This window comes from Variovorax sp. W1I1, assembly GCF_030815625.1.
Lineage (GTDB): Bacteria > Pseudomonadota > Gammaproteobacteria > Burkholderiales > Burkholderiaceae_C > Variovorax > Variovorax paradoxus_C.
Map to the genome: position 1 here is coordinate 5823341 of NZ_JAUSWZ010000001.1, position 15882 is coordinate 5839222.

The 15882-nt window shown below is 66.6% G+C and carries 12 protein-coding genes; 7 read left to right on the forward strand and 5 right to left on the reverse strand.

The annotated features are described in order from the left end of the window. Window positions 1–3 precede the first annotated feature (3 nt). From QFZ83_RS27090 to QFZ83_RS27105, 4 genes are all read left to right on the forward strand, one after another. A complete protein-coding gene (locus QFZ83_RS27090; protein WP_306882063.1) occupies window positions 4–1068 on the forward strand; it encodes a branched-chain amino acid ABC transporter permease in 1065 nt (354 codons plus the stop codon). Between the two features lie 72 nt (window positions 1069–1140). Beyond that, entirely contained in the window at window positions 1141–2472 is a 1332-nt protein-coding gene (locus QFZ83_RS27095; RefSeq protein WP_307511449.1) for an ABC transporter substrate-binding protein, read from the forward strand. A 99-nt stretch (window positions 2473–2571) separates the two neighbouring features. After that, entirely contained in the window at window positions 2572–3384 is an 813-nt protein-coding gene (locus QFZ83_RS27100; RefSeq protein ID WP_307511451.1) for an ABC transporter ATP-binding protein, read from the forward strand. Between the two features lie 253 nt (window positions 3385–3637). Then, window positions 3638–4882, forward strand: a complete 1245-nt coding sequence (locus tag QFZ83_RS27105; RefSeq protein ID WP_307511453.1) for a phenylacetate--CoA ligase family protein — start codon at window positions 3638–3640, stop codon at window positions 4880–4882. Here QFZ83_RS27105 and QFZ83_RS27110 read toward each other — a convergent pair. Further along, window positions 4873–5850: a hypothetical protein gene (locus tag QFZ83_RS27110; RefSeq protein WP_307511454.1), complete on the reverse strand. Its 978-nt coding sequence runs from the start codon at window positions 5848–5850 to the stop codon at window positions 4873–4875. The two genes, QFZ83_RS27105 and QFZ83_RS27110, sit on opposite strands and share 10 nt — an antisense overlap. A gap of 121 nt (window positions 5851–5971) precedes the next feature. After that, on the reverse strand, window positions 5972–7096 hold the full coding sequence (locus QFZ83_RS27115) for a citrate synthase/methylcitrate synthase (protein WP_307511456.1): 1125 nt from the start codon (window positions 7094–7096) through the stop codon (window positions 5972–5974). Between the two features lie 82 nt (window positions 7097–7178). Here QFZ83_RS27115 and QFZ83_RS27120 point away from each other — a divergent pair, with 82 nt between their 5' ends. After that, a complete protein-coding gene (locus QFZ83_RS27120; protein WP_307511458.1) occupies window positions 7179–8348 on the forward strand; it encodes a citrate synthase in 1170 nt (389 codons plus the stop codon). Between the two features lie 15 nt (window positions 8349–8363). On the opposite strand, the gene QFZ83_RS27125 is transcribed toward QFZ83_RS27120, so the two are convergent. Further along, on the reverse strand, window positions 8364–8936 hold the full coding sequence (locus QFZ83_RS27125) for a type 1 glutamine amidotransferase domain-containing protein (RefSeq protein ID WP_307511459.1): 573 nt from the start codon (window positions 8934–8936) through the stop codon (window positions 8364–8366). Between the two features lie 433 nt (window positions 8937–9369). Here QFZ83_RS27125 and QFZ83_RS27130 point away from each other — a divergent pair, with 433 nt between their 5' ends. Continuing rightward, window positions 9370–10344, forward strand: coding sequence for a tripartite tricarboxylate transporter substrate-binding protein (locus tag QFZ83_RS27130; RefSeq protein WP_013544074.1), 975 nt, complete (start codon window positions 9370–9372; stop codon window positions 10342–10344). Between the two features lie 82 nt (window positions 10345–10426). On the opposite strand, the gene QFZ83_RS27135 is transcribed toward QFZ83_RS27130, so the two are convergent. Further along, window positions 10427–12556 carry a carboxypeptidase regulatory-like domain-containing protein gene (locus QFZ83_RS27135; protein WP_307511461.1) on the reverse strand — a complete coding sequence of 710 codons (2130 nt, stop codon included), beginning with the start codon at window positions 12554–12556 and terminating at the stop codon, window positions 10427–10429. Window positions 12557–12766: 210 nt separating this feature from the next. Here QFZ83_RS27135 and QFZ83_RS27140 point away from each other — a divergent pair, with 210 nt between their 5' ends. Then, a complete protein-coding gene (locus QFZ83_RS27140) occupies window positions 12767–13744 on the forward strand; it encodes a helix-turn-helix transcriptional regulator (protein ID WP_306882070.1) in 978 nt (325 codons plus the stop codon). Between the two features lie 15 nt (window positions 13745–13759). On the opposite strand, the gene QFZ83_RS27145 is transcribed toward QFZ83_RS27140, so the two are convergent. Further along, entirely contained in the window at window positions 13760–15868 is a 2109-nt protein-coding gene (locus QFZ83_RS27145; RefSeq protein WP_307511463.1) for a PQQ-dependent dehydrogenase, methanol/ethanol family, read from the reverse strand. Window positions 15869–15882 lie beyond the last annotated feature (14 nt).

Below are 15882 nucleotides of genomic sequence, written 5' to 3' on the forward strand. Positions count from 1 at the left end.
GCCATGTTCTATAGAGAAAACGGCCAGTTCAAGTCGAGCTACAGGGCCGATCAACAGATCCTGCCCATCGCTCAGGACCGCATCGCGATGCTGGTGCTGCTGCTCGTGGCGTTCATCGTCGTGCCGCTGGGCGTGTCCGACTACTGGATGCGCGCCATCCTCACGCCCTTTTTGATCCTGTCGCTCGCAGCGCTCGGCCTCAACATCCTGGTCGGCTACTGCGGACAGATCTCGCTGGGCACCGGCGCCTTCATGGCGGTGGGCGCGTATGCGGCCTACAACTTCCAGGTGCGCATCGACGGCATGCCGCTCATCGCCTCGCTGCTGCTGGGGGGCCTGTGCGCCACGGTGATCGGCGTGCTCTTCGGCATTCCGAGCCTGCGCATCAAGGGCCTGTACCTCGCGGTGGCCACGCTGGCCGCGCAGTTCTTCACCGACTGGGCGTTCCTGCGCATCCAGTGGTTCACCAACAACTCGTCGTCGGGTTCGGTGAGCGTGGCGGGGCTCAACGTGTTCGGCATGCCGATCGAATCGCCGGTGCAGAAGTATTTGTTCTGCCTCATCTTCGTGGTGGTGTTCGCGCTGCTGGCAAAGAACCTGGTGCGCAGCGCCATCGGCCGCGAGTGGATGGCGATGCGCGACATGGACGTGGCTGCCGCGGTGATCGGCATTCGCCCGGTGTACGCCAAGCTCACGGCCTTTGCGGTGAGCAGCTTCATCGTCGGCGTGGCCGGCGCGCTGTGGGGCTTCATTCACCTGGGTGCGTGGGAGCCGGCGGCGTTCAGCATCGACCGCTCGTTCCAGCTGCTGTTCATGGTGATCATCGGCGGGCTCGGCTCGATCATGGGCAGCTTCTTCGGCGCTGCGTTCATCGTGCTCTTGCCGCTCTTTCTGAACCAGTTGCCCGCGTGGCTGGGCTTCTCGATTTCGACCGCGCTGGCCTCGCACCTGGAGACCATGATCTTCGGCGCGTTGATCGTGTTCTTTCTGATCGTCGAGCCGCACGGCCTCGCGCGGCTGTGGTCCACGGCCAAGGAGAAGTTGCGGCTCTGGCCCTTCCCGCACTGACAACGCATTTCGAGAGTTCCGTTCGTTCGTTCGTAAAAACCGGCACCGAGGTGCCCACAAAAGGAGACAGGCATGAAACTGAAATCGCTCGCTCTGACCGCCGCCCTGGTGGCCAGCACCCTCGGCGCCATGCTCGCGCCATCGCTCGCACAGGCGCAGGCCAAGGAGCAGTTCTTCCCGCTCCTGGTGTATCGCACCGGCCCCTATGCGCCCAACGGCACGCCCTGGGCCAACGGCAAGCAGGACTACATCAAGTACGTCAACGCCACCGGCGGCATGAACGGCGTGAAGATCGCCTATGAAGAGTGCGAGACCGGCTACGCCACCGACAAGGGCGTGGAATGCTACGAACGCCTGAAGGGCCGCCCGGGCGTCGCGCTGTTCGATCCGCAAGCCACCGGCATCACCTTCGCGCTGACCGACAAGGTGCCCAACGACAAGATCCCGCTCATCACGCTGGGCTACGGCCTCTCGGCCTCGCAGGACGGCGGCGTGTTCAAGTGGAACTTCCCGCTGATGGGCAGCTACTGGACCGCGGCCGACATCCTGATCCAGCACATCGGCAAAAAAGAAGGCGGCATGGACAAGCTCAAGGGCAAGAAGATCGCCCTCGTCTATCACGACTCGCCGTTCGGCAAGGAGCCGATTCCGCTCCTGCAGGAACGCGCCAAGCAGAACGGCTTCGAGCTCTCGCTGATTCCGGTGACCGCGCCCGGCGTGGAACAGAAGTCGGCCTGGCTGCAGGTGCGCCAGTCGCGGCCCGACTTCGTGCTGCTGTGGGGCTGGGGCGTGATGAACTCCACCGCCCTGAAGGAAGCCGTGGCCACGGGCTACCCGCGCGAGAAGATGTACGGCGTGTGGTGGGCCGGCGCCGAACCCGACGTGAAGGACGTGGGCGCCAACGCCAAGGGCTACAACGCGCTCGCGCTCAACACCTCGGGCACGCAGCCCAAGGTGATCCAGGAGATCCTGAAGCAGGTGCACGACAAGGGCCAGGGCACGGGTCCGAAGGAAGAAGTGGGCTCGGTGCTCTACACGCGCGGCGTGATCATCCAGATGCTGACCATCGAGGCCGTCAAGCGCGCGCAGGAACGCTTCGGCAAGGGCAAGGTCATGACCGGCGAGCAGGTGCGTTGGGGCATGGAAAACCTCGCGCTCGACCAGAAGAAGCTCGACGCACTCGGCTTCTCGGGCGTGATGCGTCCGGTGAGCACCTCGTGCCAGGACCACATGGGCTCGACCTGGGCACGCGTGCACACGTGGGACGGCGCCAAGTGGGGCGGCATGTCCGACTGGTATGAAGCCGACGAACAGATCATCAAGCCGATGGTGAAGGCTGCCGCCGACAAGTACGCCGGCGAGAAGAAGCTGACGCGCCGCGAAGCGGCCGATTGCCAGTCCTGATGCACTGACACCCAAAGAAAGTGCGGTGGCGGCTCGCAAGAGCCGCCATTCGCAAGGACGGCAGCCCCTGCTGTCCTTGCGAATGCTTCGGACCACACCATGAGCGAACCCAAAATCCTTCTCAACGTCAACGGCATCGAGGTTATCTACAACCACGTGATCCTCGTGCTCAAGGGCGTCTCGCTCACCGTGCCCGAAGGCGGCATCGTGGCGCTGCTCGGCGGCAACGGCGCGGGCAAGACGACCACGCTGCGCGCGGTGAGCAACCTGCTTGCGGGCGAGCGCGGCGCGGTGACCAAGGGCACCATCGAGCTGCGCGGCGACCGCATCGAGGCGCTGTCGCCGGCCGAGCTGGTCAAGCGCGGGCTCATCCAGGTGATGGAAGGCCGCCACTGCTTCGCCCACCTCACGATCGAAGAGAACCTGATGACCGGCGCCTACACGCGCACCGACGGCAAAGCCGCGGTGCAGCAGACGCTGGAGAAGGTATATGCGTATTTCCCGCGCCTGAAGACACGGCGCACCTCGCAGGCGGCCTACACCTCGGGCGGCGAGCAGCAGATGTGCGCCATTGGCCGCGCGCTGATGGCCAACCCGACGATGGTGCTGCTGGACGAACCCTCGATGGGCCTCGCACCGCAGATCGTGGAAGAGGTGTTCGAGATCGTGAAAGACCTCAACACCAAGGAACACGTGACCTTCCTTTTGGCCGAGCAGAACACCAACATGGCGCTGCGCTACGCCGACTACGGCTACATCCTGGAAAACGGCCGCATCGTGATGGACGGCGAGGCCAAGAGCCTGCGCGAGAACGAGGACGTGAAGGAGTTCTACCTTGGCGTCGGCGGTGCCGATCGCAAGAGCTTCAGGGATGTGAAGAGCTACAAGCGGCGCAAGAGGTGGCTGGCTTGAATCGCCTGTGTGCCGTCGTCGTCCAGGGCGCGATCACGCCGACGGGGTACCTTGCTCCGCGAATGTCCCCCGGCTTCGCCTCCTCCTTGATTTCGCTGCGCAAGGCACTCCATCGGCGCGCTCGTTATTCGGTGCAGTCGTTGATAGGCCACGCATCAGCAGCGCGTCCAGGTACCCGGTGGCCTGTTGTGCACACGCCCTGAAGAACACCCGTCAGCAAAGACACTGAACTGAAAAGATGAAGGGTACGGACATGACCGACCACTACGACAAGCTAGAGATCCGTGACCCCGCCGAACGCGAGCGCGACATGCTCGCCGCATTGCCCAAACAGATCGCGCAGGCACAGACAGCCACGTCCGCCTTCAAGAAGATCCTCGACGGCGTGAAGCCCGTGGACATCACGACGCGCCAGGCGCTCGAGCAACTGCCGGTCACGCGCAAATCGGAATTGCTTGAGCTGCAGAAGCAACGTCGCGCCGACGATCCTTTCGGCGGCTTCGCATCGATCGTGCGCGGGCCTCGCATGCCGCGTGTGTTCGCGAGCCCCGGCACCATCTACGAACCCGAGGGCGAAGCGCGCGACTACTGGCGCACGGCGCGCGCGCTGCATGCGGCCGGCTTTCGCAGCGGCGACCTCATCCACAACAGCTTCAGCTACCACATGACGCCGGCCGGCTCCATCATGGAAACCGGTGCGCACGCCCTGGGCTGCACCGTGTTCGCGGGCGGCACCGGCCAGACCGAACAGCAGCTCGAAGCCATTGCCGACCTGAAGCCCGCAGGCTATGCGGGCACACCGAGCTTCCTGAAGATATTGCTGGAGAAGGCCGAGGAGAAAGGCCAGAAGCTGCCCTTCATCAAGGCACTCGTCTCCGGCGAAGCCTTTCCGCCCAGCCTGCACGACTGGATCGCCGCGCATGGCGTGAAGGGAACGCAGTGCTACGCCACCGCCGACCTCGGCCTCGTCGCGTACGAGACCAGCGCGCGCGAAGGCCTGGTGATCGACGAGGGCGTGCTGGTCGAGATCGTGCGCCCCGGCACCGGCGACCCGGTGCCCGATGGCGAGGTGGGCGAGATCGTCGTCACCAGTTTCAACCCAGACTACCCGCTGGTGCGCTTCGGCACCGGCGACCTCTCGGCCGTGCTCGCGGGCGCCTGCCCCACCGGCCGCACCAACAAGCGCATCAAGGGCTGGATGGGTCGCGCCGACCAGACGACCAAGGTGCGTGGCATGTTCGTGCACCCGTCGCAGGTGGCGGAGATCGTGCGGCGTTTCCCCGAGATCCAGCGCGCGCGCCTCGTGGTGTCGGGGGAGATGGGCGACGACCAGATGACCTTCAGGCTCGAATGCGCCGGCACGCCGGACGGGCTCGATGCGCGCATTGCCGATGCGGTGCGCGAGGTGACCAAGCTGCGCGGGACCATCGAGTTGGTGGCACCGGGCACGCTGCCGAACGACGGCAAGGTGATCGAGGACGCGCGCAGCTACAAGTAGCGGCTGTAGAGCCAACCCACGGTCGACCGCGTCAGCATCACCATCAGAACCACGTAGATGACCGCCAGCCCCACCGCGGGGCCGACGATGTTGTCCACGTGGCCGGGGCGCAGGACCCACAGCATCCACGCGATGGCAATGGCGATGCAGACCAGTTGCAGCAGCACGAAAGCCAGCGCCGATGCGGCGATGGCGCGCAGCGGTCGCGGCTGTACGGCCTCGCGCGCGCCCATCCAGGCGCCCCAGAACGTCAGTGCGAGGACCACCAGCGGCGCGACGACCCAACCCAGCACGAGCGGGCCGGCGCCTGGAGCCTGCTGCATGCCGATCCAGCCCTGGAACAGGCTGCTCATCAACATCTGCAGGCACACGAAGAACACGCCGACGACCCATGCGATGGCGGCGCGCGGAGACGACGAGGAAGAAACCTCGTGCGCCGAAGCATCCACACCGCCGGCGCTGCCGCCAGTTTGGCGCCGCAGCGCCAGCCAGCAGGCGAACCCCGCGATCAGCGCCACCAGCACCAACTGCAACACCGAACTCAGCGCGAAGACAAAGCCCGCAGCGGCCATCGACCCCGCGGTGTTCTGGATATAGGACAGTGCCGCCTGATGGACCAGCGGCGCCAGCACATAACCCTGCGCCAGCACCAGTAGCAAGAAGACGACGCCGAAGATGCCGCGGGCACCTGCTGGACGCGCCAGTCCGGCGGGCCCATGGCGATCGAGCGCATGGCGTGCGAAGCACCAGGTCAGAAGGGCGGCGAACGCCCAGTTCACGAAGGCCGACGACAGCATCGGTACCAGGGTTTGCGCCGTGGCATAGACCCGACGCATGTCTTCGGCATAAGGCGACCAGATCAGTTGCGCGCCGATGCCGGCCACAGCGACACCGGCCTGGATGGCCAGAGCGATGAGCGCGAGGTCTTTGGGCAGGCGCTGCACGCGCTCGATCGAGGATGTCGTCATTGGGGATACCTTCGCCTTACATGACACGCGGTGCGGCCGGCGGAGGCCCCGGTGCGCGAAAACGGCGAGGGTATCGGATTGCGACAGATGCGCCCGAAAAGCAGTCGGCTCGGTGCGCGAGTCAGTGCGCGAGTTCGGTATCGGCGTCTTGCGGCATGGGGCCCACGTACACCGATTGCGGTCGGATCAGCCGCCCCTTCTTCACCTGCTCGCGCGCATGCGCCACCCATCCGCTCAAGCGGCCCGCGGCGAACACGCAGGTGAAGCTCTCGCGGCCGAAGCCCAGGGCTTCTAGCAGCAGCGCGGTATAGAACTCGACGTTGGTCTCCAAGGCGCGGTCTGGCTTCTTTTCGCGCAGGATCGCCAGCGCGGCCTGCTCGGCGGCTTCGGCCAGTTCGAAGCGCGCGGCGTTGACGCTGCCCTCCACGCTCAACCGGCGCAGCGCGCCCTTGAGCGCGTCGGCGCGCGGATCGCGCACGCGGTAGATGCGATGGCCGAAGCCCATCAGGCGCTGGCCGCTGGCCACCGCGCCTTCGAGCCAGTGGCGCGCGTTGGCCGCGGTGCCGATGGCATCGAGCGCATCGAGCACCGGGCCGGGCGCGCCGCCGTGCAGCGGACCCTTGAGCGCGCTGATGCCGGCGAGCACCGCCGATGCCAGGCCCGCCCCTGTCGATGCGACCACGCGCGCCGCGAAGGTCGAGGCGTTGAGGCCGTGGTCGCACACGGTGACGAGGTAGGTGTCGAGCGCGGCGGCCTGCGCGGCCGTGGGTGTGCGGCCGTGCAGCATGCGCAGCATGTCGGCCGCATAGGGCAGCGACTCGTCGGGCGCGAGGGCCTGCACGCCGAGGCGCCAGCGCATCACGGCCGCGGTGTAGACGGCGGGCGCCGCGACCAGCCGCAACGCGGTGGCGAGGTCGTCGCCATCGGGCAGCCGCGCGAGCAGCGCGCGCACCGCCTCGATCGGCGGCATCTTGCGCAGCACCGCATCGTCGTTGGGCTGCAGGCGCTCGAAGGCTTCGCGGCGCGCGCGGCCGAGGGCGCCGCGCAGTGCGGCGGCATTCGGCACCGTGTCGAAGAAGCCCTGGAACAACAGCGCCACCACGTCTTCATAGCGCCAGCGCTGCGCGATCTCGTCGAGCTGGTGGCCGCGGATCACCAGCCGGCCGGCGGCGCCGTCCACTTCGGACAGCACCGTGTGCGCGGCCACGACACCTTCGAGCCCGCCAAGTCCATCTTCGTCATTCATCGCTTCGTACTCCTGATTTGTCACGATGACGTTGATTCTGGCGAGGCTAATATTGACGTCAATCTTGATCTATTCCATCAACATGACCAAGGCTCCTCTCTGGCTTCCGGCCGCCGAAGCGCTCGAACTGATGCAGGTGCGTCCACAGACGCTTTATGCGAGCGTGAGCCGCGGGCGCGTCCGCGCCAAGCCCGATGCGACGGACCCGCGCCGCAGCCTCTATCACCGCGACGACGTGCAGCGCATCGCGGCGCGCACGCGCGGCCGGCGCAGCAGCGAAACGGTGGCGAGCGAGGCCATCCAGTGGGGTGAGCCGGTGCTTCCCTCTGCGGTGTCGACGGTGGCCGACGGACGGCTCTGGTATCGCGGGCAGGACGCCTGCGAGCTGGCGCAACACGCCACGCTCGAAGACATCGCGGGACTGTTGTGGGAAAGCGCGCCACCGCGCTTCGCGGCCGCGAGTTCCGGACCGGCGCACATCGACAAAGCCGCGACGCCGTTGCAGGCCGGCTTGCTCGCACTCGCCGCGCGCGCCGCCACCGACCCGCCTTCGCGCGGCCGTTCACGCAGCGTGCTGCAGGCCGAGGCCGCGGATGTGATCGGCACGCTCGCCGATGCGCTGCTCGGTCCGTCGATCTCCCCTAAAGCGACACACCTGCACACACGGCTCGCTGCCGCCTGGCACCGGCCGCGCGCAGCCGATGTGCTGCGCCGCGCGCTGGTGCTGATGGCCGACCATGAACTCAACGCATCGACTTTCGCCGCGCGCGTGACGGCCTCCACGGGCGCCTCGCTCGCGGCTTGCCTGCTCACGGGCTTGTCTACGCTGACCGGCCCTTTGCACGGTGGGGCGGCGGCCGCCGTGCAGGCCCTGATGCGCAGCGTCTCGACGCTCGGCAGCGAAGCCGCCGTGCGCGAATGGCTGGCACATGACCGGCCGCTCGCGGCCTTCGGGCATCCGCTCTATCCGGCGGGCGATGCGCGCTGCGCCGCGTTGCTTGAGGTCATCGAACTGCCGCCGGCTTTCGCCGAACTGCGCGCCACCGGCGAGAAGCTGCTGGGCGAAGCGGCGAACATCGACTTCGCACTGGCCGCCATGGCGACAGTGCACAAGCTGCCAGCCGATGCGCCGCTGATGCTGTTCGCGCTGGCGCGCACGGTCGGCTGGACGGCGCATGTGCTCGAGCAGCAGGCCACGGGACAGCTGATCCGGCCGCGCGCCCGCTACACGGGACCCGACATCGCGCGCTGAACCTGAGCATTGGCTCTAGTGCAGGGCCGCCTCGTACGCCAGCTCGAACATCTTCGTCATCTCTCGATTGAAGGCCGGCAGGTCGTCGGGCTTGCGGCTGGTCACGAGGTTGTTGTCGACCACGACCTCCTTGTCGCTCCACTGCGCGCCCGCGTTCTGCAGGTCGGCGCGCAGGGAGGGCCACGAGGTCATCTTGCGGCCCTTGACGCCGCCCGCGTCGATCAGGGTCCACGGGCCGTGGCAAATCGCGGCAATCGGCTTGTCCGCCTCGACGAAGGCGCGCACGAAGGCCACGGCCTGCTCATCGATGCGCAAGGTGTCCGGGTTGACGACGCCGCCGGGCAGCAGCAGCGCATCGAAGTCCTCGGCCTTCGCGCCCTTGAGTGGCACATCGACCTCGAAGGTGTCGGCCGGATCGTGGTGGTTCCAGCCGCGCACGCTGCCGTCCATGGGGGACACGATCTGCGTGTGCGCGCCGGCACGGTCGAGCGCCTGGCGCGGCTCGGTCATCTCGACCTGCTCGAAGCCGTCCGCAACGAGGATGGCAACTTTCATTCCGTCGAGGGACGAGGTGGTGATGGTGGGCATGGATGTGCTCCTTGTGAGTGAGTGAGTGGGTGGGTGGATGAATTTCTGAATTTCGGGGTCGACGAAACTTCACCCTAGGGCGCTCGCAGGTCCCACGCATCGGCATGCGCCGGGTCCGCCTGTCGGACAGTTCGACGGGCGGCAACCTTCTCTTACGACGCTTTACGCACGCCCGTATTTGCGTCGCTGGCGCGCCGCGCCATCCAGGCGATGACGACCGACTGTGCGAACACACAGGCGATGAAGCCGGCCGCCCGTCGATGCGCGCGATGCCCCGGGAGCCGAGCGCCGGCAGCCCCGAAGAGGGGGCGCCCACGCCGAACGCAAAGGGGCGGATTTCGTCACGGACCTAAGGGCTATTCGGTATAGGTCAGGCGGTGGTCAGCCTATAAGATCGCGGCCGATTTTCAAACTCAACCGCCCCGGAGACTTCATGAAGAAATTGCTTGCCCTTACCGCGATCGCCGCCGCCGCCGTCGGCGCTCACGCCCAGGATTTCCCCGCAGGCAAGACCGTCACGCTGGTGGTGCCTTTCGCAGCCGGCGGCCCGACCGACCGCGTTGCACGCGACCTGGCAGAAGCCATGCAGAAGACGCTCGGCACCACCATCGTGGTGGACAACACCGCCGGTGCCGGCAGCTCCATCGGCACCGCCAAGGTGGCGCGCGCCAACCCCGACGGCTACACACTGCTCCTGAACCACATCGGCATGTCCACGATGCCGGCGCTCTATCGCAAGCTCCCGTTCAACGTCGAGACCGATTTCGAATATCTGGGCATGGTCAACGAAGTGCCGATGACGCTGATCGGCAAGCCCGGCCTGCCCGCCAACAACTACAAGGAACTGACGGCCTGGATCGATGCCAACAAGGGCAAGATCAACCTGGGCAACGCCGGCCTGGGCGCCGCCTCGCACCTGTGCGGCCTCTTGTTCCAGAGCGCGATCAAGGTCGAGATGACGCCGGTTCCCTACAAGGGCACGGCCCCCGCCATCGCCGACCTGCTGGGCGGCCAGATCGACCTCCTGTGCGACCAGACCACCAACACCACCTCGCAGATCGAGGCCAAGAAGGTCAAGGCTTACGCCGTGACCACCGCCAAGCGCCTGACGACGCCGGCGCTGAAGGACCTGCCCACGCTGTCCGAATCGGGCCTGAAGGACTTCGAGGTGTCGATCTGGCACGGCGTGTACGCCCCCAAGGGCACGCCGGCACCGGTGCTCAAGAAGTTGAACGAAGCCATCACGGCCGCCATGAAGGACCCGGGCTTCATCAAGCGCGAAGAAGCGCTGGGCGCGGTGATCACCACCGACAAGCGCACGCAGCCGGCTGAGCACAAGAAGTTCGTCTCGGCTGAAATCGCCAAGTGGGGGCCGATCATCAAGGCGGCTGGCGTGTACGCCGACTGATCTTCTTTTCGATCTTTTCAAGGAAAAAGCCGCCGGCCCTCGGGACCGGCGGCTTTTTCATGGCGGTGACAGCAAAGGAAACTCAAGGCAGCGTGACGGTCCAGACTTCGAAATTCTTGCGCACGTCGACCTGACGCGCGGTGCGGGCGGTAAAGACGAAGGTGCTGACCGAGGCGCCTTGGGCGTACTGGTAGACGTTGGGGGCCACCTGGGTGCAGTGGTTGTCGCTCTGCGTATTCACCGGCTGGCAGTAGATGATCGCCTTGCGGGCGGTGGTGCGTACGGTGATCGAATCGGTAAAGCGGTTGTTGTTGGGACCGCGGCCGGAAACGAGGAACGTGGTGGGCGCGAGCGCGCCGCCCGGCACCACCCAGCCATCCAGGTTGCCGTCGGCGCTGAAGTCGATGTTGTTCGCATCGGGGTCCGACGGGATCGGTGCCGGAAACACGATACCCCGGGCAACGCCCTCGGTCTCCTGCAGCAACTCGGCACGCAGCGCCGGCGCAAGCTCCACCAAAGGTGTCTGCACGGCTTCGGCAACGGTGGGAGCGCGTGAGAAGGTGCGCACGTATTGAACCGTGTTCTCGCCGCCGGCCGCATGGAAGAACTCGAGCTTCCACACGGTCTGATCGGCGATCTTGCCCAGCTGCTCGTCGGTGTACTGCGGCGCGGCGAAGAGGTTGCCGGTCTCGAACTGGCTCGGGTTGCCCGGCTGCGCCGGGTCCGCGTAGCGCGCCGCCATGCGCCAGACCGACGAGTTCAGTGGCGTGCCGTTCGCCGTGCCGTCGGAGGTGAGCACCAGCGTGGTGAGCCCGTCCCTGGGCACCAGCACCAGTTCCTTGCCCGGCAGCGATGCGGTGGTGGCTACCACCTTCGAGAAGATCGGGCTGCCCTGGCTGAGCACGTTGTCCACCGACAGGGCGTAGCCGGCCGAGTGATACACCAGGTTCGGATGCTTCAGGAAGTCCTTCTTCTCCAGCTGCGGCCGCACGAATGCGCGGTAGGCGTTGCTGTTGCCGGTGAGCTTGAGCGTGCCGTCCACCACCTTCGCATTGAACACGTCGTTGTCGGTGTTGCCCACCACGTCGGTCCAGCGGTAGGTGAGCGCGATGTCGCCGTTGGGATAGAAATACTCGAAGTTGCCGCGGTCGTGCTTCAGGTTGGTGGGGCCGAAGCGGAACAGGCTGTCGAACGGGCGCCGCGCGCCGCCGGCCGCGCGGCCGATGGAAATACCCGCCGCCACGAAGTTCTCCGGGTTGTCGCCCACGAACAGCGTGCGGCATTCGGGCGCGACCACGTTGGCCGCTGTGCCGAACGCGTTGCCGTCCTGGTTGATGGGGCTGTCGACGCGCTGTTCGAGCGGCAGCGCATAGCAGGCGTTGATGCGCGCCAGCAGCGCCTGCACCATGGCCGGCGTGGGCGGCTGCACCAGCGCCGCCGCGTCCACTGCCGGCAGCGGGGCGATGGTGGCGTCGCCGCTGCGAAAGACGATGGACACCGGCGCGCTCTCTTCGCCCGCCGGCAGCGCCTTGACGGTGATCTCGATGTTGGAGGCCGTGCCGTCGGGGCGTACCGACACGTTGATCGAATCGAGCACACGGTCCTGCCCCGAGCCGTTGGCCTGGAACTCGCCGCTCATCGGGTCGATGCTGAGGTTCAGCGCGGTGAGCAGCGGCTGCAGGGCAGCGACGAGCTTGGCGACCTGGTCGCCGATCGAGCCGGCCGTCACGGCACCGGCATCGGCCTGGATCGCTGCGGCCAGCTTCGACGGGTCGCCGTTGGGTGCGAGCTGCGCCACGATGATCGTGGTCAGCGGCGTCACGTTGGTGGTGCCGGTGGCGGTGCTTGCCGTGGTGCTGTAGAGCGTGAGGTCGTCGCGCACGGCCTGGATCACCAGCGGCGCCTTGGTACCCGCGGGCAGCGAGCAGGTGTAGGTGCCCTCGGGCGTGGTGGTCACTTCGCAGACCTTGGCGCCGGTCTGGTCGAAGACCGTGAGCGCCGCACCGGCGAAGGCCGCACCGGTGGCGACCGTGCCGCTGAGCGTGGTGCTGGCCGCCGGGGGCGGATTGCCGCCGCCGTTGCCACCCGATGCCGGTGGGAGGAAGCCCAGGCCGCCGCTGCTCCCGCCTCCTCCACCCCCTCCGCATGCGGCGAGAAGCGCCAGGGTGACGACGGACAGCGCATGGGGAATCTTGCGGGTGAGATAGGGCATGTTTGGGCTCTTCGAAAGGGTTGAAAACTCCGGGCCTCCCGGCGTTCCGCAAACAATAGCTTTCACTTTTCGAAGAAAAAATGATGCAAATGCATCATTCTTGAAACGCAGCAACCTTCATTCCGTCCAGAAAGAGAATAGAAAAGTACGCGTTTGCAAATCACGGAAACATGGGATGCGGTACCCCGCCACTGCGGGAAGACTCGGCCCATGAATCGTCCGGAACTGCATGACTTCAGCATGCTGCTGGTGCAGCTCTACCGGCTCTCGCACGAATTGCCGATCGACGCTTTCCAGGATGCCGCGCTCGAACTGGTCAAGCCGGTGCTGCCCTTCGACGCCTCGATGTGGGGCACGGCCACCACTGCGGCCGAGGGAATCGACGTGCACACGCTGCACCTGTACCGCAAGACGCCCGAGATGATGATGGAGTACGACGACTTCAAGCACCTCGACTCCGCGGCGGCCAGCTTCTTCGGCAAGGGGCACGGCACGCGGGGCTTCCACTCGAAGAGCTGGTGGAGCGGGCCCGAGTACGCGCCGTTCCTGGACTACGTGCAGCGCTACGACCAGAACAACATCTTCATCACGATGGACAGCGATCCGCGGTCCAACTTCATGCACTGGTTCTCGCTGTTCCGCGCCGATCCGGACGCGCACTGCAAGCCGGAGGAGGTGAACCTCCTGGCGAGCCTCTCGCCGCACCTGATGCAGGCGCTGGCATTCAACCGCATCGTTCACCTGGACCGGCTGGAGTCCGGCACGCAGGCGGCGTCCGGCTCGGCCATCGGCGACCTGCGCGGCGTGCTCTATCACGCCGACAACTTCTTCGAGACGACGCTGAAGACGGAGTGGCCCTCATGGCGCGGGCGCACGCTGCCCGATGCGCTGCTCAAGCACTTTCTGCGTGGCGAAGCGCCCTACAGCGGGCATGCGATCGTGGTCACGCACCGGGTAGAGCAGCGCCTGCTGTTCCTGAAAAGCCGCATGCGCTGCCGCGCCGACAGCCTCACGCCGCGCGAGCGCACGATCGCCGAACTGCTGGCGCGCGGCGATACGCACAAGGACATCGCCGGCATCCTGAGCCGCTCGCCGGCCACGGTGCGCAACCACATCCAGTCGATCTACGACAAGCTGCAGGTGTGCAACGTGGCAGGGCTCATCCACGAGTTGCGGCTGGCGGGCTGACCCCGCCGCCTTTCTTCACTTCGGGCGGACCGCGTCCGCCGTCCCCTGAATGAACGCCTTGATGCTCTCGATGTCCTCCCCCGAGAGCTTGCCGGTGAAGTCGGGCATGCCGCGCGCCATGGCCGGGCCCTTGAGGATGAACTTGTCCAGGTTCTCGATGTAGGCCGAATCCATGTAGCCGAGGTTGGGGATGTTGCCGCCGCGGTCCACGCCCGGCACGCCGTGGCAGAAGACGCAGTTGCTCACGTAGAGCATGGTGCCGGCCTGCACCTTGGCCGGGTCGTACTTCACGCCCTGCACCAGCTTGCTCATGCGGTACTGCACGAAGTCCGGCATCTTGGCGGTGCCGCCGACCGCGAAGGTGTAGACCGTGCCCGGCCCCTGCTTCTCGGTGGCGCGCTGCGCAAGGCCGTACACGCCGCCCCAGCCCACGGCCACCGACACGTACTGCTTGCCGTCCACCATGTACGTCGACGGTGCCGCAACCACGCCGGTGCCGGTGGGCGTTTCCCACAGCTTCTCGCCAGTCTTCGCGTTGTAGGCGAGAAGCCGCCCGTCGGCCGTGCCCTGGAACACGAGGTTGCCTGCGGTGGTGAGCGTGCCGCCGTTCCAGGGCGAGGCGTAGTCGACGCCCCATGCTTCCTTCTGCGCGACCGGGTCCCAGGCGACGAGGCGGCCGAAGGGCTTGCTCTTGGGCGGCTCGGCGTTGGCGAACATGCCGGTGTTCCAGCCCAGCGCCGCATGCGGACGGCCCGGGGCGTTCTGGTCGAACTTCCAGTCCTTGTCGTCCATGAGGTTGAGCGGCACGTGCTGCGCTGGCAGGTAGGCCAGCCCCGTCTGCGGGTTGAACGACATCGGGTGCCAGTTGTGCGCGCCGAAGGGGCCGGGGATGCTGTCGCCGGGCTTCTCGTTCTGCCGCGCGGCGGCGATCTCGATGGGCCGGCCGTTCTTGTCGTAGCCGGTGGCCCAGTTCACCTCGACGAAGTTCTTCGCAGAGATGAACTTGCCATTCGTGCGGTCGATGACGAAGAAGAAGCCGTTCTTCGGCGCATGCAGCAGCACCTTGCGCGACTTGCCGCCGAGCTTGACGTTGGCCAGGATCATCGACTGCGTGGAGGTGTAGTCCCAGTTGTCGCCGGGCGTCTCCTGGTAGTGCCACACGTACTTGCCGGTGTCGGGGTCGAGCGCGACCACCGAGCCGAGGTACAGGTTGTCGCCGCCCTTGGGGCTGCGCGCCTTGTGCGCCCAGGGCGATCCGTTGCCGGTGCCCACGTACATCAGGTTGAGTTCGGGGTCGAAGGCGAAGCTGTCCCACGCGGTGCCGCCGCCGCCGGCCTCCCAGTACTTGCCGCTCGGGTCCCAGGTCTTGGCGGCGCGCGCCATGGATTCGTCCTCGAAGGGTTTCGCCGGATCGCCCGGCACCACGAACCAGCGCCACTTCTGGTCGCCGGTCTTCGCGTCGTAGGCGGTGACGTAGCCGCGCACGCCGTACTCGGCGCCGCCGTTGCCGATGATGACCTTGCCCTTGAAGACGCGGGGCGCGCCGGTGATGGTGTAGCTGCCCTTCTGTCCATCGATGGTGTTCTTCTCCCACACCTTCTGGCCCGTGGCCGCGTCGAGCGCAATGAGCCGGCCGTCGTAGGCGGCGACGTAGACGCGGCCTTCGTGCAGCGCCACGCCGCGGTTCACCACGTCGCAGCAGCCCCTGAAGCCTTTGGATTTATCGACCTGCGGATCGAAGGTCCAGAGCTTCTGGCCGGTGCGCGTGTCGATCGCATGCACCACGCTCCACGAGGCGGTGACGTACATGATGCCGTCGACCACCAGCGGCGTGGCTTCCACCCCGCGCGTCGATTCGAGGTCGTACGACCAGACCAGCCCGAGCTGCTTCACGTTGCCCGCGTTCACCTGGTCGAGCTTGCTGAAGCGCGACTCGGCGTAGTCGAGGCCGACGCTGGGCCAGTCGGGTGTTTTCTGCGCCGCGTTGGCGCGCACGAAGTTGCCGTCGACCTTCTTCACCGCGGTGGCGGCACGGTCCTGCGGACTCTGGGCCGTCGCCATCGATGCGCCCAGGCACAACAATGCGCCGGCCAGCAGATGCAGCCCGGTGGTGGTTTTCTTCATCGTGAGTCTCCTTG